Here is a 20,978-nt window from a genome sequence, read left to right as displayed (position 1 = left end):
TTACTGAGAGGTGCGAATGTGAAGCTCACATAAAAACCCCGGTTCCTTCGCACCTCGAAATTTGTCGAAAAGGATTTGAATTGGTTGTTATTGATAAAAGTCAATCGTAGATTCAAGCTTTTTCGGCATCGTTTGTTTTCAAAACGTACCGAATAGATACCTCTTTTGGATCAATTGGGTGTATATTCGCTGTCGCACTCTATATGAGTGCGTGGATTGAAATCTTTCATTGCAACTACTACGGGAAAGAGATTAAGCCGTCGCACTCTATATGAGTGCGTGGATTGAAATAGTCCGAAAAATTTTTACGTACTATGCGGATCAGGTCGCACTCTATATGAGTGCGTGGATTGAAATATTACATCACGCTTGGTGATCAAGGTACTAAGGAGTCGCACTCTATATGAGTGCGTGGATTGAAATTCCCGGTTATGCTATCGCGCGCGTACTCCATGTTAGTCGCACTCTATATGAGTGCGTGGATTGAAATGATATTAGCGGTTGATATCGAAGACAACAAAATAGGTTGCACTCTATACGAGTGCATGAATTGAAATTAGGATAAAATTAGAAACGATTGGCTTATTGATGCTTTCTACCCACAAGGACTCTGTAATGGCTAAAACCAAGGGGAGTCCTTTTTCTTTGTTCCTGGTCATCTTTTGTAAATGGAATTATGCATATTTTTCATTTATTGAATGCAACGGAGGTAGAAGAAGAAAAGAAGTGGTATTAACGTAATGCTCTTTTTTCTCGAGTAACGAAAAGAAATAGCAACAAAAGCGCAAAAACGGTGATTATAAAGTATGCCCTTTTGGGTAATCTTGTGATTATACAGGACACTGAAAGGAGCGATACATATGAGCTACACACCTCTAGGAAGCGCGCGCTTTGAAGGTAAAACTGCTCTAATCACGGGGGCCGGTTCTGGAATTGGCAAAGCAACGGCCATTCAAATGGCGAGAGAAGGAGCGAATGTCGCCCTTTTTGACGTAAGTAACGAGCGGATTTTGGAGACGGAAAGTGAGATTAATGCGATACGAGAAGGCTCGGCCCGTGCTTTTGATGTGGACATTGCCGATCCGGTTCGCGTGGAAAAAGCAGTCCTGGAAGCAGTTGAACTGTTTGGCGGGCTGAACATCGTTTTTGCCAATGCAGGAATTAACGGGGTACTTGGGCCGATTGAGGATTTGAGCATTGAGGATTGGCGGCAAACGCTGTCTATAAATCTCGACGGTACTTTCTTGACGGTGAAGTATGCGGTACCTCATTTGAAAAAAAACGGAGGCGGCAGCATTATCATTACCAGCTCCATTAATGGAAATCAGCGTTTTACCAGCTTTGGGATGTCAGCGTATAGCACTTCGAAGGCAGGTCAAACCGGGTTTGCTAAAATGGCTGCGCTGGAGCTGGCCAAATTCCATATTCGCGTCAATGTCATTTATCCTGGTGCCATTTCGACCAATATTGATGAAACAACGGAGAAATCCGAAAGGTTAAAGCAGATTACTATTCCCGTTCATTTTCCCGAAGGAGGGCAGCCGCTGGCGAATGGACCTGGCCAACCTGAGCAGGTAGCTGATTTGGTAACGTTCCTGGCCTCTGATCATTCGCGCCACATTACGGGTGCACAAATTGTGATTGATGGGGCAGAGTCCTTATTGTTTTAACGTGAAAGCATTTCTATGACGGAAAAAGGATTTATGGTATTCTGATTGTAACATTTTGGTTAAGGTGCGAATGTGAAGCTCACATAAAATCCCCGGGTCTTTCGCACCTCGAAATTTGTCGAAAAGGATTAAATCAGTTGTTATTGATAAAAGTTAATCGTAGATTCAGGCTTTTTTGGCATTGTTTATTTTGAAAATGTACCAAATAGATATCTTTTTTGGATCAATTGGGTACATTTTCGCTGTCGCACTCTATATGAGTGCGTGGATTGAAATCTGCACACCACCTTGCACCAGCCTGCTCAGTTCAACGTCGCACTCTATATGAGTGCGTGGATTGAAATATTTGTAGTCGCTCTACTTGTTTGTGCAGATCCGTCGCACTCTATATGAGTGCGTGGATTGAAATACGAAGAATCCTATACGCTTGAACTCTACCAATCGGGTCGCACTCTATATGAGTGCGTGGATTGAAATGATATCGTAGACGTAAACGAAGCGCCTGATTTTCACGTCGCACTCTATATGAGTGCGTGGATTGAAATACCGTGAAATTAGCGTGATAATGGACGATGTATCGTCGCACTCTATATGAGTGCGTGGATTGAAATACTCATAGCGGCACCTCATAGTCACCGAACCAACGTCGCACTCTATATGAGTGCGTGGATTGAAATCGTAAACACTGCTAGACGCGAGATAAAGCTGTCGTCGCACTCTATATGAGTGCGTGGATTGAAATGTGTTTATGCTCGTTATGCCTTGGTCTGCGGCCTTGTCGCACTCTGTATGAGTGCGTGGATTGAAATCGGCTCATACTCAAGGATATCCGTAAGTGTTATCGAGCCGCACTCCATATGAGTGCGTGAATGAAATGCAAAAGGCAAAAAGGTACGTTTGGTTGGCGATGGTTGCACTCGATGTGAGTGCATGGATTGAAATCGTGGACATTCTTATAATTACGAAGCAAAAGAAGTAATACTGGACTTTAACGGTGAAATTGATAGGAAGCTAATAAAAGGAGTTGGAGAAAAACGGACAGGAACTAAGTGTAGTTCAATAATTTAGTGAAGAGGCACAAAGGATAGGAAAAAAGACGGAAGTTATGTTTAAAAAGCATGAGAAAACCCGCTAAGGGCGGGCTCTTCAATATAATTATATAGTTTTCAATCCACGCCTTTCAGCGACATGGCGAGTGTATCATAAATCGTTAGTTTAAAGCAATTTTTTAAGGACTACGTTGCAAAAGATAATTTTTTTTGATCTTTTGGGAGGTGTATTACTGTGTTTTATATAAGGTTCCTATAAAATTATATTCAGAAAATCTTTGAGGTAGACAATGTTAATTTTCAGTAGTTTATTTCAGTAGTTTATTAGTGAAATACAAGGAGGCCTTTAAAGATGGAGAAAAGCAGTTCAAAAACAGAAAACACTTTGGGGAAATTTAGTATTTTGTTGCGAGTTGATAGATTTAATTATGATGAGTTATTAGATTATTGTCGCACTAAAGGGCTACTTGTAGACGAAATTAAAACTTGGATTAATGTTTCTGAGCAACCTGATGAAATGAAAATTAAACAGTTGGAAGAAGAACTTAGAGGTACAAAACAGAAATTGAAGGCATTAGCTAATGAGATGAAACAAAAAAATTATGCATTAGCAGACATTACAACAGCAATAATTTTACGAGGAAAAAAATCCAAAAAACCTTAATTTTTTATACTTGTTCTATACAGTTTGTTGCCATTCGAACCCCTTTTGGGAAAACATCCATAAATATAAGTGTGGTATTATAGAGGAGATTCATTACTGCTAACAATGGAAAAAGTGCTAAAAAAGGCAGGTGACAAGGCTTATTATGGGATACTGGTTTGTATCAAAGTAATGAACAGAATGTATACCGCAGGTAATGCATTAGCATGAACTGGATTTTATTTGTGTTTACTTGGAAGAAGGTTATTCTCGAAGAAAAATTAAAGGGGATTAATAATGCAATATATCGCACACATACGGGAAAGCGACCAAGAGATTCAGACGGTTGCAGACCACCTGTTGGAAACCCAACAATTAGCAGAAACTTATGGAGGCAAAATAGGAATACGACATATTACCGGACTCGCCGGTATGCTGCATGACTTGGGGAAATACACAGAAAAATTCCAGAATTACATACGTTTAGCCGTACAAAATCCTGACAATCCGCCGAAACGAGGAAGTGTGGATCATTCTACCGCTGGTGGGAAGTTGTTATTTAATCTCTTTCACATCCAACCTCAAGGGGCATTTGATAAGCAGGATTTCATGAACAAAGCTTTATTATCCGAAGTTGTAGGGAATGCGATTATTTCACATCATGCCTATTTGCAGGATTTTTTAGACCCTGACCTGGAATCAAAATTTTTGGAGCGGGTGCGTGATCGAGAATTAGAGGGGTTTGACCATGCGGTGACCCTTTTTTATGAACAGGTGATGGAGGAATCTGCCTTTATTCATTATGTGAATCAAGCAGGGATCGAGTTGGCTGATTATATGAAACGGGATGATAATCCAGATATTGAACTCAAAATGATGTTCTTATCCAAGTTTGTGTTCAGTGCTTTGATTGATGCTGATCGCACGAATACCCGTTGTTTTGAAGAAATTAACCTTAAAAACGAAAAGAACAGCAATGAACCGATGAATCGCCAACAGCTATTTCAAACGTATTACGAAAGACTAATGGAGCGTATTAACGATCTGCAATCAGGAGAGAATGCCGACACAACCATTAATCTGCTTAGAAAGCAAATGTCCGAGCAATGTGAGCAATTTGCAGTCAAGCCTTCCGGGATATTTACACTCTCCATACCTACAGGGGGTGGAAAAACGCTGGCCAGTCTGCGTTATGCCCTAAAGCATGCAGTCACCTTTGAAAAGAAGCATAACATCTACGTCGTTCCATTCACGACGATTATCGAACAAAACGCTCGGGAGGTTCGTGAAATTATACGGGATGACGCTAACATTTTGGAGCATCACTCCAATCTGGTCATGGACGAAGTAGAGGACATAGATGCTGAGGGTCATGAGCTTGAGGATGTCGTTATGAACACGCATCAAAAATTAAAGCTGGCTAAGGATAATTGGGATTCGCCAATCATTTTCACGACCATGGTGCAATTTTTAAATGTGTTTTACGCGGGTGGTAGCAGAAATGTCCGTAGGCTTCACAATTTGAGTGAGTCCGTTATTATTTTTGATGAGGTCCAAAAAGTCCCCACACACTGTATTTCTTTGTTTAATCAAGCGCTGAATTTTTTGAAAACATATGCCTCTTCAAGTATTGTTCTTTGCACCGCTACCCAACCGGAACTGGATTTTGTACACAACAAGCTGGATATTGAACCGGATGCCGAAATGGTATATGACCTCGATCATGTTATCGAAAAGTTTAAGCGGGTTGAAATTGTTGACAATGCGACAGGCGACACTTTTAATACGGAAAAGCTTGCCGATTTTGTTGAGCAAAAGCTTGCTGATGAACAAAGCATACTCGTTATTTTAAATACAAAAGCGGTGGTGAAAAAGCTATATCACCGATTAACAGAAGGAAACAGTGCAATCCCGGTCTATCACTTAAGCACATCCATGTGTCCGGCTCATCGCAATCGCATATTGGAGGAAGTAAAACAACTTTTGGAGCATAAAAAACCTGTCGTTTGTATTAGTACACAACTCATCGAGGCTGGAGTGGATATTAGTTTTGATTGTGTCATTCGATCCTTGGCTGGTCTGGATTCGATTGCTCAGGCGGCAGGCCGATGTAATCGCCATGGAAGAGATGGAACGAAGCAGGTGTATGTCATTGATCATGAAGAAGAAAATCTCAAAGATCTCAAAGAAATCAAAATAGGTAAAGAAATCACCAGAAAAATGTTTATCGACTTAAAACGTGACAAAACCTGCTACGGTGGTAACATATTGTCCGGACATGCTATGGAAATATACTTCCAAAAGTATTATACCGAACTGGCAACAGACTTGAACTATTTCATACCTAAGCTAAGAAAAAACATGACCGAGCTATTATCTGTTAGTCGCAGTGAGAATACGTATTATCATTCTTATTTCAAAGAAAAGGAAACGTTTCTCCCTTTATTTTTAGCGAATAGCTATAAGACAGCAGCAGACCACTTTCAAGTCATTAAGGATCATACGACAGCCGTCATTGTTCCTTATGGGGATGGAGAGAAGGAAGGAAAAGAGATCATCGCTGATCTGAATGGACAGCAAAGCATAGAGGATCTTAGCAGCCTGCTCCGCAGGGCACAGCAATTCACCATTAATATAACGAACACAGATAAAAATCAATTGAGTCACAATAAGGCGCTGATTTCTTTTTTGGACGGAAAAATATGGGCTCTGACCGATGGGGCTTATGATGACTCATATGGGCTTAATCTTCAAAATGATAGCTTGCATGGTGGTTTTATCCTTTAAGAATGCTTTTAACGGGGCTTAAGGGTTTATCTTTCGTGTTGACTGACTATGTCGAAAGTAATATTCTGGTATTGCATTTAGATAAAAAGACCTAGAAAGGAGGAAGATGCCAGTTGAGAAACTCAATTGAATTTAGAGTGTATGGAGAATATGCACTGTTCACAGACCCGCTAACCAAACTGGGGGGTGAGAAACTAACATACAGTGTCCCAACCTATCAGGCATTAAAAGGGATCGTAGAAAGTATTTATTGGAAGCCTACGATTACGATGGTTATAGACAAAGTTCGTATTCTAAACGCTATCCGAATGGAATCCAAGGGAATTCGGCCCATTGAATATGGCGGCGGCAATACGCTTGCTAATTATACTTATCTCAAAGACCCTTGCTATGAGGTTCAAGCCCATTTTATTTTTAATCTGCATCGTCCCGAGATGGAATATGACCGTAATGAAAACAAGCATCATAATATCCTCAAACGCTCGTTGCTAGCGGGTGGACGCAGAGATATTTTCCTGGGTACACGAGAATGCCAAGCTTATGTGGAGCCCTGTGTTTTTGGTGAAGCACCCGGTTTCTATGATAGCTATGGCGACATTCATCTGGGAAATATGGTACACGGGATTAACTACCCGGATGAGACAGGCAGGAATCAGTTGGAGGTACGCTTGTGGAATCCGGTGATGAAGGATGGAGTTATTGAATTTATTCCACCGGAGAAATGCCCACAAGTTCGCATTATAGCGGATATGCAGCCCAAACGGTTTGATGAAAATAACGTTCAGTCCGCTGATGAGCTGCTTGCAGAGTGGGAGGGGTGGGGCATGAAATGAGTTGGCTGTTAAATTTATATGAAACCTATGAATCCAACCTTGACCGTGTGGGTGTGCCCGAAAAAAAGCATGATGGTCGCGAATACACGCTGCTTCCCATCTCTCATACAACTCAAAATGCACAAATTGAAGTGGAAATTACGGAACAAGGTGATTTTCATTCAGCCAAAGTGCTGGACAAGGACGATTTTAGCACATTAATTCCTTGCACAGAGAAATCGGCCAGCCGGGCTGGCTCTGTCGTAGCGCCTTATCCGCTGCATGATAAATTAAGCTATGTCGCCGGAGATTTTGTCGCATATGGCGGAAAGATCAAAAAAGAAGAGCCCTTTGCTGCTTACATTCAGCAGTTAGAAGGGTGGGCTAATTCAAAATATGCCACTCCCAAGCTGAAAAGCATCTATCTTTACTTGAGCAAGCGCCGACTGATTAAAGATTTGGTAGACGAGTCTATTTTACACCTTGATGAGGATCAAAAATTAATAAGTAAATGGGACAAGAAGTATGAGCGTTCACCTGGGGAAAAACCACGTATATTTACGGCAGTTCCCGGTGAACTGGAGAGCGCATTTATTCGTTTTAACGTATATTCACCAGATAAAGCATTAACTAAAGTCTGGCAGGATACAGAACTATATGATTCATTTATTGGTTACTACAGTCAGTTGCTGGGCGAAGAAGACATTTGTTATGTCACCGGAAAGCAGCTCCCGAGCACAGACAAGCATGCAAACAAAATCAGAAATTCCGGGGATAAAGCAAAGCTGATTTCTGCTAATGATACGAGCGGATTCACATTCAGAGGACGGTTTGCTCATAGTCATGAAGCAGCAAGCATCAGCTATGAAGTATCTCAAAAAGCCCATAATGCATTAAAATGGCTGATTCATCGTCAAGGGAAAATCATGGACAACCGTGTTTTTCTCGTCTGGGGTAATGACGCCACGAATGTGCCGAGGCTTACCGACAATGACAACATCTTTGCAATGGGTTTTGGCATTGAATCATCCCGGCCGACAGCAATCAAAAGTCATACGAACGAAGAGCTTGCTTTTGATCTGGCCAAAGCACTAACGGGTTACCGTAATAAACTGACCGTCAAAGCAGATTCCAAAGCAAACGTCAATATTCTGGTGCTCGACTCAGCAACAACAGGGCGCATGGCTGTTCTCTATTATCGGAATTTGGATAAAAAATTGTATTTTGACAGGCTTATTGATTGGCATACAAAATGTGCCTGGTTACATCGTTATCAAAAGGACGAGCAAGGTGAGCTATTACAATTTTGGGGGGCTCCGGCGACCAAAGACATTGCTTTCGCGGCATACGGCCCTAAGGCGAATGACAAACTCGTTAAAGGCCTGATGGAACGAATGCTTCCATGCATCGTGGATAATCGAACAATTCCGCAGGATATTGTGAGAAGTGCTACTCACCGTGCCTCTAACCCGGTAGCTATGGACAAATGGGAATGGGAGAAGACACTGAGTATAACATGTGCATTGATTAACACACGGGAGGGATACAACGTGGGATTAGATGAAGAAAATACGGATCGCAGCTATTTATTCGGCAGACTGTTGGCCATTGCTGATGTACTGGAACGAAATGCACTGGAACGAAGTGGACAGGATAAGGAAAAAAAGCGTTCCACTAATGCCATACGCTATATGAGTGTATTCTCACAGCATCCGGAAAGAACCTGGAGAACGATTCAAAATGCTTTGCAGCCGCATCAAGCCAAATATGGTCAAAGCCTAAACTATTATTCCATCATGATTGATGAGGTTGCTTCAAAAATCCCGTTTGATCAATTTAATAACGAGCCGCTCACCGGGAAATATTTGCTTGGATTCTACAGCCAGCGCTATAAGCTCTATCACAACACGGATAAAAAGAAACATGGGGCAAGTGCCGCAGAAACGAATGACAGCCAAGACGACAACACCTCAGCATAAAATATTTTAAAATACAGGGTTACATGAAAAGGAGAATCATCATATGTCTATTTTGGATCATAAAATTGATTTTGCTGTTGTATTGTCTGTCGCGAAAGCAAATCCCAATGGCGATCCCCTGAATGGCAATCGCCCACGGCAAAATTACGATGGGTATGGGGAAATTTCAGATGTGGCGCTGAAACGGAAAATAAGAAATCGTCTGCAAGATATGGGTGAGTCTATCTTTGTTCAATCGAATGATCGCAAACTGGATTCTTTTCATAGTTTAAGAGAACGTGCCGAAGCCAACCCTGAGCTGGGAAAAATTTTTAAGAGCAAGGAAGGCTCAAGCGAGGAGTTTGCCAGAATGGCCTGCCAGGAGTGGATGGATGTTCGTAGCTTTGGTCAAGTTTTTGCATTCAAAGCGGTGGGTAAAGGGGCAGGAGTATCTGTAGGGGTAAGAGGTCCTGTATCTATACATACGGCAATCAGTGTTCTTCCTATTGATATTACCAGCATGCAAATTACCAAAAGTGTAAACTCCGAACCAGGAAGCGAAAAAGGTTCCGATACAATGGGGATGAAGCACCGGGTGGATTTTGGCGTGTACGTTTTTAAGGGAAGCATCAATACACAGCTAGCTGAAAAAACAGGATTTACAAACGAAGATGCGGCAAAGATCAGGGAAGCGCTGATTTCCTTGTTTGAAAATGATGTATCATCGGCCCGTCCTGACGGTAGTATGGAGGTTCATAAAGTCTATTGGTGGGAGCATAATTCCAAGCTTGGAAAATACTCATCTGCTAAAGTACACCGATCTTTGGAAGTGAAACCGAAAGAAAATGTAAATACAGTCGACAAATCTTTTGATACACATTATGAATGTATATTGACACCACTCGAAGGCTTAGAGGTTCAAGAGTATGCAGGGCTATAACGAAGAAGATTATTTGCTATTATCCGGTATACAGCATTTTAATTTCTGTAGAAGACAGTGGGCGCTTATTCACATCGAGCAACAATGGGAAGAAAACGTACGGACGATTGAGGGCAATCATTTGCACAGAAAAGCCGATCAGCCGATGATTCGTGAAAAAAGAGGGGATAAGCTCGTTGTACGCGCATTACCTGTACATTCCAGAGAGCTTGGGATCACTGGTATCTGTGACGTGGTGGAGTTTGTGCGTGATCCTCTCGGCGTTCGGCTTGCAGGGGAGGAAGGCATGTACCTTCCTTTTCCTGTTGAATACAAGCGGGGCAAACCGAAACGAAATGATTCGGACCATGCTCAGTTGGTCGCACAAGTAATGTGTCTTGAAGAAATGCTCGTATGTGAGATTTCAAAGGGCTACTTTTATTACGATGAGATCAAACATCGTGTAGAGGTCATCATCACGGCGTCTGACCGAGAACGTGTACGTACAAGCTTGCAGGAGATGCGACATTATTTTGAGCGCAACCATACACCCAAAGCCAAAGCGGGACCGCATTGCCAAAGCTGCTCACTACATAATATATGTGTGCCCGAAATACTAAATAAAAAATCAGTTTCAAGCTTTAATGAAAGCAGGCTGGCTGAATGAAAAAATTACTGAACACATTGTTTGTGACGTTGCCGAATACGTACTTGTCACTGGATGGAGAAAATATCGTGATCAAACAAGAAGAGTCCATTCTTGCACGGTATCCTTTGCACAATTTGGAGGCTGTTTGCACATTTGGCTACGCAGGAGTCAGTCCGGGCCTCATGGGAGCTTGTGCAACACGCAACATAGACCTAACCTTTATGACGCGAAGCGGACGTTTCCTGGCACGAGTGACGGGAGAAAGTCGGGGAAATGTAGTGCTGAGAAAAGAACAGTACCGGATTTCCGATGATGATAGAAGGAGTGCTTTTGTAGCCAGAAATATGATTATAGGCAAGATCTATAACCATAAATGGATTTTGGAACGGGCGACGAGGGACCACCAGCTTCGGATTGACACGGATCGTATGAAGAAGGTGAGCGCTTCTTTAACAGAGATCATGAAGCAGGTCCGTGAAGTGGAGGAGCTTGACATTTTACGGGGCTTGGAGGGTACGGCGGCAGTTCAGTATAATTCCGTTTTTGATGAGCTGATCTTACAGCAAAAAGATGATTTTTATTTCCATGGACGCCATAAGCGCCCGCCGTTAGATAATGTAAATGCGTTGTTATCCTTTGCCTATACATTGCTGTCTAACGATATGAAATCGGCTTTGGAAGCTGTCGGTCTGGATGCGTATGTAGGGTTCCTGCATCGAGATCGTCCGGGAAGAGCCTCTTTGGCACTGGATGTGATGGAAGAGCTTCGAGGAGTATATGCCGACCGTTTTGTACTGTCCTTGATTAACAAAAAATTGATTCATGGCAAAGGGTTTTACAAAAAAGAAAACGGGGCTGTCATGATGGACGATGATACGAGGAAAATCGTATTGAAGGCCTGGCAGGAACGGAAGCAGGACAAGATCATTCATCCTTATCTGAATGAGAAAATGTCTTGGGGGCTAGTGCCTTATTCACAGGCATTGCTTTTGGCCAGGCATATTCGGGGAGACTTGGACGAGTATCCTCCATTTTTGTGGAAGTAGGTGTGAAGTTGTTAATCCTAATTACGTATGATGTAAGTACGGTGGATAGAGAAGGCAGAAAAAGACTCGCAAAGGTTGCGAAAAAGTGCGTAGATCACGGACAAAGGGTGCAAAACTCCGTATTTGAATGTATTTTGGATTCGACCCAGTTCCGCCGTTTAAAATATGAATTAGAAGAATTGATCGATAAAAAAGAAGACAGCCTGCGATTCTACAACTTAGGAGATAACTACAAAAAGAAAGTAGAGCACGTAGGGGTCAAAGAGGCTTACGATATGGAAAGCCCGCTCATTTTGTAAGGTGCGAATGTGAAGCTCGCATAAAAACCCCGGGTCCTTCGCACCTCGAAATTTGTCGAAAAAGATGTGAGTTGGTTGTTTTCGATAAATGTCAATGCTTGATTCAAGCCTTTTCGGCATCGTTTTTTTGCGGAAATATGTGGAATTGATCTCATTAGAGTATGAATCACTGCATTTTCGCTGTCGCACTCTATACGAGTGCGTGGATTGAAATAGCTGTGGCGAATGGCGTTGGTATGTCCTTTCGGGTCGCACTCTATACGAGTGCGTGGATTGAAATCGTCCAAAACAGAAAATCACTCGCGCCGAGGCGGCAGAGTCGCACTCTATACGAGTGCGTGGATTGAAATACAATGCTGGATATGCATCCAACAAGCTATACACGTCGCACTCTATACGAGTGCGTGGATTGAAATTTTGTTCGACCAAGACAAGCCCGTGCAACCGGAGTCGCACTCTATACGAGTGCGTGGATTGAAATGTACATACAAGTGTACCAATCCTGACTGGACGTAAGTCGCACTCTATACGAGTGCGTGGATTGAAATAATACCCCTACTCGCTATGGTGATTTGGGCAAAGGTCGCACTCTATACGAGTGCGTGGATTGAAATAACGATATCCTGCATTATGCGTTCGTTGGCATCATGTCGCACTCTATACGAGTGCGTGGATTGAAATTGAAGCCATCTGTTTAGCAGCTCTAATAGCTACCCAGTCGCACTCTATACGAGTGCATGAATTAAAGTTGGGTGCTTGAAGACTATCGACTTAGTTATTACCCTTGCACTCCATATGAGGACATGGAGTGCAATCGTGTAAAACTTTTTGCTAGGGGCAATCCGGTTTCCTTTTGATACTCGGTTCACCATATGTCCTCTTATAAAGTAAGTTATGCAAAATTTTTGTTTCAAATAATGTAGACATAATATATTGACAGATGGTTAATTTTGGTGAAAAATAAAGTGTGGATTTTAAAATTATGGAATTTTTATGTGAAAGGTGGTTATGACTTGAAGCATACACCTACGATTACGGCAGAGTTTGAGGATTATCTAAAACAAAATGACATGACATTGGCTCAATTTGCGGAATATTCAGGTGTTCATCAAAGAACGCTTAGTAATTGGATTACTCAGCATCGTCCTGTTTCCGTGGAGCAGCTTGACAGAATCACTGTGGCTATGGGTTTACCGGAAGGCCACTTATACGACTTATACATAGAAAACTACATCATCGAACGTTCCCCTAATATGCGTCGAATTGAGCCGCTGATATATCGTTGTGCGGAGTTGGACAAGCTGGATGCGATCCGACGAATCGTTGGAGCAATCATGGACAAGTTATTGTACTCTCCTAGACTATTTGATATTGCGGAAACATTATTTGCACAGGGGCGACACGCTGCGGCATTGCTGCTTTATGAGAGTGTGGCAGAAGGGGAAAAGTATCAGCACTCCGAGTGCTTGGCAGTTTGTCAGTATCGTCTGTTTACCATTCAAATCGGAGATGATCAAAGTCTTAATCTCAAGGCAGCTACATTGTTTGAACCTTTCGTGGAACGTTTGGATGAAATAGATCAGCTTGATGCGTTAAAAGATTTGGCGAATGTGTATCGTTCTTTGCGTGAATGGGATAGGCTTGATGCAACAGCTCGTAAAATGAGAGATAAAGCGGAAATTCAATATTCAATGAAACATCAACAGAGGAAGCATAACGAGTATGAAAAGAAGCTAAGTCGTCCTATGTTTGTGTATATCACCTATGCAGACTTACTGTGCGCAAGTGTCTGTGAAGCCCAAGGCGATTATGAGCAGGCATTACAATATACATATGCCTATGCTGATTTAAGCTGGGTTACAGAGACGGATGCGGATACGCAGCATTGGATCAAATTGTTCCAAGATTGAGCAGAAGGTAATACCTATGTATATAAGCTTCTGTCAGGCGATTTAAGTACCCTACAGAATTATGTTAACTATATTGTTTCATCATCAGATAACAACGAAAGAGAAATGATTGCCAGTCTGATGAATATTGTAATGGCAGCAAACCAATATAACATAGATATAGATGATATACTTCAGAGATTTAAAACGGAGATTGATTATACCACTCAACAGCAATCATCTGCTGATATGTACACTCATCAAGTGGTCCCAGAACAATCAATACGTTTTAAATATGAACTGGCAAAATACTACTTAAATAGAGGGGATTACTTATTCGGCTTCAAATTCTTGCTAGACGTTTTATCTAAATCATTAGCTATTAATAAAGAAGCCTTTTTCATTAGCTGCATAAGATTATTTGAGCAGTTCAAATCCTTTGCAGACACTAGACTTTATGCAAAATATGAAAGTTTAGTTAACAAAGGGCGAAAAGAAAGATTGTTTTACTATTAGTGGTAATTAATAGTTCCCTAATTTTAGATCCAAGCGATGTATGTAAATAACATTGAAAATTCCGATTTATAAGCTGAATTATAAAATGTATATCGAAAACGAAGTAGGCGGAATGGTGCTGTACAAGCGAAGCGGTCGCTTTTGTCCCCGGATTTCTACCTTTAATCATAGGCTTCATTCAAGAAAATCCGGGGGCGGTGGCGATGGGAAGCACCATCCGACTGCGTAGTGGCACAAAAAGTAACTTTTAAGTTCAGCTTGCAGGAGACTGTAGCATTTTAACTAAACATAAACCGCCAAAAAGTGTCTCTGGAATGTTCCAGAAGCACTTTTTTTGTCGAGCAAATTTTTCGAAAATCCAAAACTTGCCGTTTTGCATTAGGATATGACATAGAAGGAGGAATCATGTTGATGAATCATGGTGTGACTTTACTTCGTGTCGAACGGGCCAGAAAAAGACTGTATCAAGTCCAGAAGAAATACGGATTTTTAACACATCCCAAAGTGCTTGAAGAATCCCGAAAATTGGATGATTTATTGAATCAATATCAAATATGCAGATCAAAATTCTAGCTAATGAGCGTATGACGTGTGCTGCTACTAAAGGCTGAACGTTAAACCCCATCCTATTCAAAACTTCACATGGAGGTATCGATGTTGAATAAACGAAATCCTGTAACCCCTTTCGGGTGGAAGATCAAACAAAAACTGGTCGAGAAACAATTAGATCAGAGAACATTTTGCGATACATACCACATTCCTCCTAGCCGCTTGTCCAATCTCATTCACGGAACACGTAAGGCTCAAAAATATAGAAAACAAGTATCCGAATTGCTCGGCATTGAAGAATAATCACTCTTTCTCCTCCATGGACGCAGGATATCCTATAAATATGCAGGCTACAGTGGTAAAGGAACCCTCATTTATTTAATATAGATTGTACATAGGATGCTTAGACAAGGAGTGGATAGGATCTATGGGAATGTTCTCCAGAATGGCTGAGCAGAAGATTGCGGAGGCAATGGCGAGAGGTGAGTTCGATCATCTACCGGGAGTAGGCAAGCCACTGGTCATCGAAGATTTATCACATGTTCCAGAGGAGCTGCGCATGTCGTACAAGCTGCTGAAAAATGCCGGTATTTTACCGGAGGAGCTTCAGCTGCAGCAGGAATGTGTCCAGTTGCGTGATTTGCTTCACGCTTGTCGGGAGGCAGGAGAGCAGGAGCGGATCAGTCGCAGACTGACTGAAAAATCACTGCGTCTCCGCATGCTGCTGGAGGAAAGAGGACTGAATACTTCGTCTGTATTTTATGAATATGAGTCGGCTGTGCGCAAGCGGTTGGAGGAGTAGAAGCGACAGGAGCAAAGGGCGGAATGCCCTTGCCCGTATGCTTGAGCACTATCGTCGATAACAGCGTTAACGCTGCAAAGCAGACAGCTTTCTGAGAAATTGCTTCGTAAGGATAACTGGCTCCTTGGGCAGCTTGTCCAAATGAAAACCCTGGACCAAATCCACAGCCTTCACAGGCTCGGGAGAATCCAGCAGCCCGGAAAAATAGGCGAGCCAGCCAATAACCGCTTCCGGTGTGATCCCTTGCCGACGCATCGCCCGGAGTGCTACTGCTCCATGCCGTTTGGCAAGCCGCCGACCATCCGGACCCAGAACTAGAGGGACGTGTGCGAAACGTGGCGGTTCCAGGCCGAGAGCCTGATATAGCAATAGCTGACGGGGGGTGGAATCAAGCAGATCATACCCGCGCAGCACATCGGTGATATGCATGTTAGCATCGTCGACAACGACGGCCAGCTGATAGGAGAACATGCCGTCTGCCCGTTTAACGATAAAATCTCCTCCATCCCCGGCGCCGAAGGCCGTATGGCCCGCTACCTGATCATGAAATGCAATTACCGCATCCGAATGTTGTGGTACTTTAAAGCGAAGTGAAGGGAGCTTATATTGTGATTTGGCCTCTGCTTCCTGAGGGCTAAGACTGCGACACGTCCCCGAATAGGCTGGTCCCTCACCAGACAGTCCATGCGGAGCACTGGCGGCAGCGACGATGTCCGCCCGGCTACAAAAACAAGGGTACAGCAAATCCTGCCCCTGTAGCTTCTCCAATGCAGCCTGGAAGCGTTCCAGCCGTTGGCTTTGGGTGTAGGGACCATAGGGACCGCCTACGTCCGGCCCTTCGTCCCATTTCAGGCCGATCCAGCGCAAATCCTCCATAATCCCCTGGGCCAATGGGCTGCGAGCCCGAGTCATGTCTATGTCCTCCATACGTAAAATATAGGTTCCGCCCAGAGAACGAACATGCAGCCATGATAATAGTGCGGTGCGGGCGTTTCCCAAGTGTATCCATCCCGATGGTGTTGGGGCAAATCTCCCTCTGATGGGTTGGGCCTGTAATTCCATACGAAAGCTACCTCGTTTCTATATTCCGTCCTTCAACAAATCCATATAATACTATTATAAAACGATCCTGCCGCGAGTGCATCCCGACAGGTCACGAAGCTGACATCGGGGGCTTGCATACGACTTGCATACCTGCGATAGGATAGCCAGACGGGAATTTTAATTATCTGTATAATAGATTCAGAATCATGTCAGACCATAATAATTACAGGTAGTGAAAAATTCATAACAGAACAATAGATTTAAAGAAGCAAAACTTAGATTCTACGCATATGCGTATCATTGGAGAGATTTCAATTGACAGAATTTCATTTGGCATATAAACAACTGCCTATCATGCAAGTGATACCCGAGCTTAAAAATGCGCTGCAATCCCATTCAGCTACCGTATTGATTGCACAGCCGGGCGCGGGCAAGACGACGGTTACGCCGCTCGAACTGCTGCATGAGCCGTGGCTGGCGGGGCAAAAGATGATCATGCTGGAGCCGAGGCGTTTGGCGGCACGTGCCGCAGCGGCGCAAATGGCGAAAGCGCTGGGTGAATCCACCGGACAGACAGTCGGCTACAGGGTTCGCATGGATACAAAAACAGGACCGAATACGCGGATTGAAGTGGTTACTGAGGGCGTGCTGACCCGAATGTTGCAGCATGATCAGGCGCTGGAGGGGGTTGGACTGATCATTTTTGATGAGTTTCATGAACGCAGCCTGCATGCAGATTTAGGACTGGCGCTTGCTCTGCAAAGCCAGGCATTGCTGCGGCCGGATTTAAAAATATTGATTATGTCTGCCACACTGGAGGCCGAGCCGATCTGCCGTCTATTGGGAGACGCCCCATTGCTGGAATGTCCGGGCAACGTATTTCCGGTAGAGACTTTTCATATGTCCAAGCCTTCATCGGCCTCATTAGAAGCTTTTGCAGCAGAAACCGTGGAAAAAGCGCTTCATGCCCATGAAGGAGATCTGTTGGTCTTCCTGCCTGGTGCGAGAGAGATTCATCGCACGGAGCGTGAGCTGACTTCAAGGAAGCTCCCTGTACATGTCAAGGTAATCCCACTGTACGGTAGTATGAAGCTGGAACAGCAGGATGAGGCGATACGCCCTTCGGCTCCGGGCAGACGAAGGGTCGTGCTGGCTACCTCGATTGCCGAGTCCAGCCTGACCATAGCGGGGATTACGGTGGTGATTGATAGCGGATTGTCGCGGGAATCAGTGTTTTCCGCGCGAACCGGTATGAGCCGTTTGACCACCGTCAAGGTGTCCAAAGCCTCCGCCGACCAGCGCCGCGGTCGGGCGGGCCGCCTTCAGCCGGGCGTATGCTACCGGCTGTGGAGCGCGCAGGAACACGCTGCGCTCCCGGATGCCAGCCGCCCGGAAATCGCGGCGGCAGATCTGGCTCCGCTCGCGCTGGAGCTGGCCGCCTGGGGCGTGCGCGAGCCCGCCGAGCTGGCCTGGCTGGATGCCCCGCCTGAGGCGGCGTATCGCCAGGCCACGAGCCTGCTGCGTCAGCTCGGCTGCCTGAGCGCCGCAGCCGATGGCAGCGCAGGTGGCATCACCGCGCATGGGCGCGAGGTGTCCGCCCTGGGCGCGCATCCGCGCCTCGGGCACATGCTGCTGCGCGCGGCCGCCCTTGGCCTAGCGCCAGCCGCCAGCCGTCTGGCTGCGCTGCTGCAAGAGCGCGACCCGTTCCGCGCCCATGGCGGAACGGATTTGCGCCCGCGGCTGGACGCCCTGCGCGAGGCGGCTTACGCCCGCAGCACGCACAGCCTGCTGCGGGCGGCGGACGATACGGTGATTCGCCGTATCGTGCAGGAAAGCCGGCAGCTGCTAGCCACGCTGCCGAAAGCAGCCGCAGTGCAGGACGAGCCTGATGGCTCTGCGTCCTGCGGGCTGCTGCTGGCCTTTGCGTATCCGGATCGGATCGCGCAGGGCCGGGGTGACGGCCGCTTTTTGCTTAGCGGCGGCCGGGGCGCGCGACTCCGACAAGTGGAGTGGATGTCGCGCTCGTCCTATCTCGTCGCCGCCGAAGTGGACGACGAGGGAGCAGACGGTGCCATTCAACTGGCGGCACCGGTTGAGCTGCAAGAGCTAATCGAGCATTGCAGCGAGTTGCTACTGGAACAAGCCCATGTGTACTGGGACAGTGCAGCCTCAGCTGTGAGAGCCCGCAAGGTTTTACAGCTGGGCGCGCTCGTTTTAAAGGAAACGTCCTATGAGCGGCCTCCGGCAGAGGAAATCGCTGGTGCCTTGATGCAAGGCGTCCGTGAACGTGGACTGAAGCTGCTGTCATGGAATCGGTCAACTCTTCAGCTGCAGGCACGCTTGATTTTTATGCACTTCTCGGCACCTGAGGATTGGCCGGACAGCTCGGAATCCGCGCTGCTGGATTCACTGGAAACGTGGCTGCTGCCTTTTGCGCTTGGAGCCAAAAATGTATCTGATCTGCAACGACTGGACGGTAGCGAATTGCTGCTCGGCAGGCTGGATTGGGAGCAGCGGCAGCAGCTTGAGCAGGAAGCACCGACGCATGTACGTGTACCCAGTGGTTCCCGTATTCCTGTCGATTATTCGAATCCCGAGGCACCTGCACTGGCAGTGCGGCTGCAAGAGTTGTTCGGCATGAGGGAAACACCGCGGATTGGTCGCGGACGTGTGCCGCTCGTGCTGCATCTGCTGTCACCCGCCCAGCGGCCTGTGCAAGTGACATCCGACCTGTCCAGCTTCTGGAGCGAGGCTTATTTTGAAGTCAAAAAGGACCTGAAAGGCAGATATCCCAAGCATTATTGGCCGGATGATCCGTTGGAAGCCGTGGCGACCAACAGAGCAAAGCCAAAGCATTGAACAGCAATCCATTCTATATTTATTTTGTGGAATTGCAGTTATAATAGATTCATACTTTGCTAGACATAACAGGAGAGTGACATGAGTCAAAAAGAGAGAATTTCCGAAGTCGCTTTGCTGAGAGGATTGGCTTTTGCTGCCGTTGTTCTTCAGCATTCCGTTGCACACTATGCGGTTGCGCAGGGGGCGCGCATCCAGGATGGGGTGTTGCTGACACTGTTACTGCTGTGTTCCAAATTCGCAGTTCCCGTGTTTGTATTTATCACCGGGATGGTGTTGTTTTACAATTATGATGGAGCCTTAAAGTACGGAACGTTTTTGCGTAAAAGATTCATGGACATCATCGTGCCTTATATCATATGGTCTCTTTTATACGAATTGGGAAATCAGCTTGTCCAAAGTGGAGGATCTATTCACCCGTTGGATTTTTTGCAGAAGCTTTTGAACGGAAAAAGCAGTTATCATCTGTGGTACATCGTTATGATTATCCAATGCTATGTGCTATTTCCTGTGTTTCGCTATGCTGTGCGCCGTTTGTCTGCGCTGCTGCCGTCAAAATGGCAACCCGCTGCATTGGCTGGAGTTGGCGCGTTATATTTTTTGCTTATGTTCGCAGTTGGACCTGTGTACCACGCGATGGACAAGCTCCAGCTCCCGGTCATCACCTCCTGGTTTACCCTATATGCTGACCGGAATGTGATCTACTTTTTCTTTTATTTTGTGCTAGGAGCCGCAGCCGGGATGAACGTCAAACGCTGGAATGCCTGGGTAACCAAGGCGCAGGTGATATACTGGCCGCTGTTTATCGTGCTTACAGGATACTTGCTGTATGAGATGACCAGTCTGTTCCAGACACCGCGAGGTACGGTTCTTTCCTTTAATTACTTATCCCTGCTGCGTCCGATCATGGCAATATATTGTGTTACGTCTGTTTTTGTGGCTTATCGGGTAGCCACGTGGATTGCTCATAAGGGGGGACGTGTGGCGAGTATGCTGACTGCCATCGGAACGTTGTCCTACGGAGCGTATCTGATGCATGCCTTTATGCTGCGTGTGACCTATTATTTTGACGAAACGTTGTTTGCAGACTGGAGCCACGTACTTCGTACGCTGGCCTCGTTCGTGCTCTGTGTGGCCTTGTCCATTGCCGGAACATGGCTGCTGGCCCGTATGCCTTTAGGCAAATGGATTGTGGGGCTTCGGGTTCGTCCCCGCCCGGCCGGAGGGCCGCCAGTCTTGCAAAAGCAAGTCTGACCTTGCGGTTTCCTCATGCATCAAATGATCTCGTTGTGGATGCTGCTTAAATCCGCAGCGAGATTTTTCGTATAAACCGAAGAATTAAACGCAGAATTCCTGTCTTGAGTTTCTTTTAACAATGAAAAAATGATATTTTAAGCTGTTGCTTCTTGAAAAATGGAGGGGTCATTCCAAGATCGAAATCAGGGTTGGGACCTATTTTTTTATACTTTATAATATAATTTCACTAT

At 45.1% G+C, this 20,978-nt stretch carries 16 protein-coding genes, 1 pseudogene and 3 CRISPR repeat arrays; of the genes and pseudogenes, 16 read left to right on the top strand and 1 reads right to left on the bottom strand.

What is annotated here, in order from left to right; translation table 11 throughout:
• Positions 1-191: 191 nt before the first annotated feature.
• A CRISPR array of direct repeats spans positions 192-557; the repeat unit is 32 nt; unit sequence GTCGCACTCTATATGAGTGCGTGGATTGAAAT.
• A 303-nt stretch (positions 558-860) separates the two neighbouring features.
• The 14 genes and pseudogenes from BAZ21_RS00950 (at position 861) to BAZ21_RS00895 (ending at position 15,588) form a co-directional block, all read left to right on the top strand.
• A complete protein-coding gene (locus tag BAZ21_RS00950) occupies positions 861-1,670 on the top strand; it encodes an SDR family oxidoreductase (RefSeq protein WP_068496243.1) in 810 nt (269 codons plus the stop codon).
• A gap of 244 nt (positions 1,671-1,914) precedes the next feature.
• Positions 1,915-2,479: a CRISPR direct-repeat array (repeat unit 32 nt; unit sequence GTCGCACTCTATATGAGTGCGTGGATTGAAAT).
• A gap of 592 nt (positions 2,480-3,071) precedes the next feature.
• The gene (locus tag BAZ21_RS00945; protein WP_068496241.1) at positions 3,072-3,383 is read left to right on the top strand and encodes a hypothetical protein; all 312 of its coding nucleotides are present in this window, start codon (positions 3,072-3,074) and stop codon (positions 3,381-3,383) included.
• Between the two features lie 276 nt (positions 3,384-3,659).
• Positions 3,660-6,149 carry a CRISPR-associated helicase/endonuclease Cas3 gene (locus BAZ21_RS00940; protein WP_068496239.1) on the top strand — a complete coding sequence of 830 codons (2,490 nt, stop codon included), beginning with the start codon at positions 3,660-3,662 and terminating at the stop codon, positions 6,147-6,149.
• A gap of 113 nt (positions 6,150-6,262) precedes the next feature.
• Positions 6,263-6,982, top strand: a complete 720-nt coding sequence (cas5c, locus tag BAZ21_RS00935) for a type I-C CRISPR-associated protein Cas5c (protein ID WP_068496238.1) — start codon at positions 6,263-6,265, stop codon at positions 6,980-6,982.
• A complete protein-coding gene (gene cas8c / locus BAZ21_RS00930; protein WP_068496236.1) occupies positions 6,979-8,940 on the top strand; it encodes a type I-C CRISPR-associated protein Cas8c/Csd1 in 1,962 nt (653 codons plus the stop codon). Before cas5c ends, cas8c begins: the two co-directional genes overlap by 4 nt.
• A 43-nt stretch (positions 8,941-8,983) precedes the next feature.
• Positions 8,984-9,859 carry a type I-C CRISPR-associated protein Cas7/Csd2 gene (cas7c, locus tag BAZ21_RS00925; protein WP_068496234.1) on the top strand — a complete coding sequence of 292 codons (876 nt, stop codon included), beginning with the start codon at positions 8,984-8,986 and terminating at the stop codon, positions 9,857-9,859.
• Positions 9,846-10,505: a CRISPR-associated protein Cas4 gene (gene cas4, locus BAZ21_RS00920; RefSeq protein WP_068496232.1), complete on the top strand. Its 660-nt coding sequence runs from the start codon at positions 9,846-9,848 to the stop codon at positions 10,503-10,505. The genes cas7c and cas4 overlap by 14 nt, the downstream gene beginning before the upstream one ends.
• Positions 10,502-11,533, top strand: a complete 1,032-nt coding sequence (cas1c, locus tag BAZ21_RS00915) for a type I-C CRISPR-associated endonuclease Cas1c (RefSeq protein ID WP_068496229.1) — start codon at positions 10,502-10,504, stop codon at positions 11,531-11,533. The genes cas4 and cas1c overlap by 4 nt, the downstream gene beginning before the upstream one ends.
• 8 nt (positions 11,534-11,541) lie before the next feature.
• On the top strand, positions 11,542-11,832 hold the full coding sequence (cas2, locus tag BAZ21_RS00910) for a CRISPR-associated endonuclease Cas2 (RefSeq protein ID WP_068497046.1): 291 nt from the start codon (positions 11,542-11,544) through the stop codon (positions 11,830-11,832).
• 182 nt (positions 11,833-12,014) lie between these two features.
• A CRISPR array of direct repeats spans positions 12,015-12,581; the repeat unit is 32 nt; unit sequence GTCGCACTCTATACGAGTGCGTGGATTGAAAT.
• A 264-nt stretch (positions 12,582-12,845) separates the two neighbouring features.
• Positions 12,846-14,237: pseudogene (locus BAZ21_RS00905) on the top strand (helix-turn-helix domain-containing protein).
• 85 nt (positions 14,238-14,322) lie between these two features.
• Positions 14,323-14,466, top strand: coding sequence for a hypothetical protein (locus tag BAZ21_RS28775; RefSeq protein ID WP_176718075.1), 144 nt, complete (start codon positions 14,323-14,325; stop codon positions 14,464-14,466).
• Between the two features lie 176 nt (positions 14,467-14,642).
• Positions 14,643-14,810, top strand: coding sequence for an aspartyl-phosphate phosphatase Spo0E family protein (locus BAZ21_RS27555; RefSeq protein ID WP_084011481.1), 168 nt, complete (start codon positions 14,643-14,645; stop codon positions 14,808-14,810).
• Positions 14,811-14,894: 84 nt separating this feature from the next.
• Positions 14,895-15,089: a Rha family transcriptional regulator gene (locus tag BAZ21_RS00900; protein WP_068497045.1), complete on the top strand. Its 195-nt coding sequence runs from the start codon at positions 14,895-14,897 to the stop codon at positions 15,087-15,089.
• Between the two features lie 124 nt (positions 15,090-15,213).
• On the top strand, positions 15,214-15,588 hold the full coding sequence (locus tag BAZ21_RS00895) for a DnaJ family domain-containing protein (RefSeq protein ID WP_068496227.1): 375 nt from the start codon (positions 15,214-15,216) through the stop codon (positions 15,586-15,588).
• Between the two features lie 66 nt (positions 15,589-15,654).
• On the opposite strand, the gene gluQRS is transcribed toward BAZ21_RS00895, so the two are convergent.
• Entirely contained in the window at positions 15,655-16,650 is a 996-nt protein-coding gene (gluQRS, locus tag BAZ21_RS00890) for a tRNA glutamyl-Q(34) synthetase GluQRS (RefSeq protein WP_068496226.1), read from the bottom strand.
• 312 nt (positions 16,651-16,962) lie between these two features.
• Here gluQRS and hrpB point away from each other — a divergent pair, with 312 nt between their 5' ends.
• Both hrpB and BAZ21_RS00880 read left to right on the top strand, forming a co-directional pair.
• The gene (gene hrpB, locus BAZ21_RS00885; protein ID WP_141694929.1) at positions 16,963-19,491 is read left to right on the top strand and encodes an ATP-dependent helicase HrpB; all 2,529 of its coding nucleotides are present in this window, start codon (positions 16,963-16,965) and stop codon (positions 19,489-19,491) included.
• 81 nt (positions 19,492-19,572) lie between these two features.
• Positions 19,573-20,745, top strand: a complete 1,173-nt coding sequence (locus tag BAZ21_RS00880; protein WP_068496224.1) for an acyltransferase — start codon at positions 19,573-19,575, stop codon at positions 20,743-20,745.
• The last annotated feature ends 233 nt before the right edge of the window (positions 20,746-20,978 follow it).

The sequence above is a fragment of the Paenibacillus kribbensis genome (assembly GCF_001705305.1).
Lineage (GTDB): Bacteria > Bacillota > Bacilli > Paenibacillales > Paenibacillaceae > Paenibacillus > Paenibacillus kribbensis_B.
Note: the sequence above shows the minus strand (reverse complement) of the source record. Positions and strands in the feature narration are given on the sequence as shown.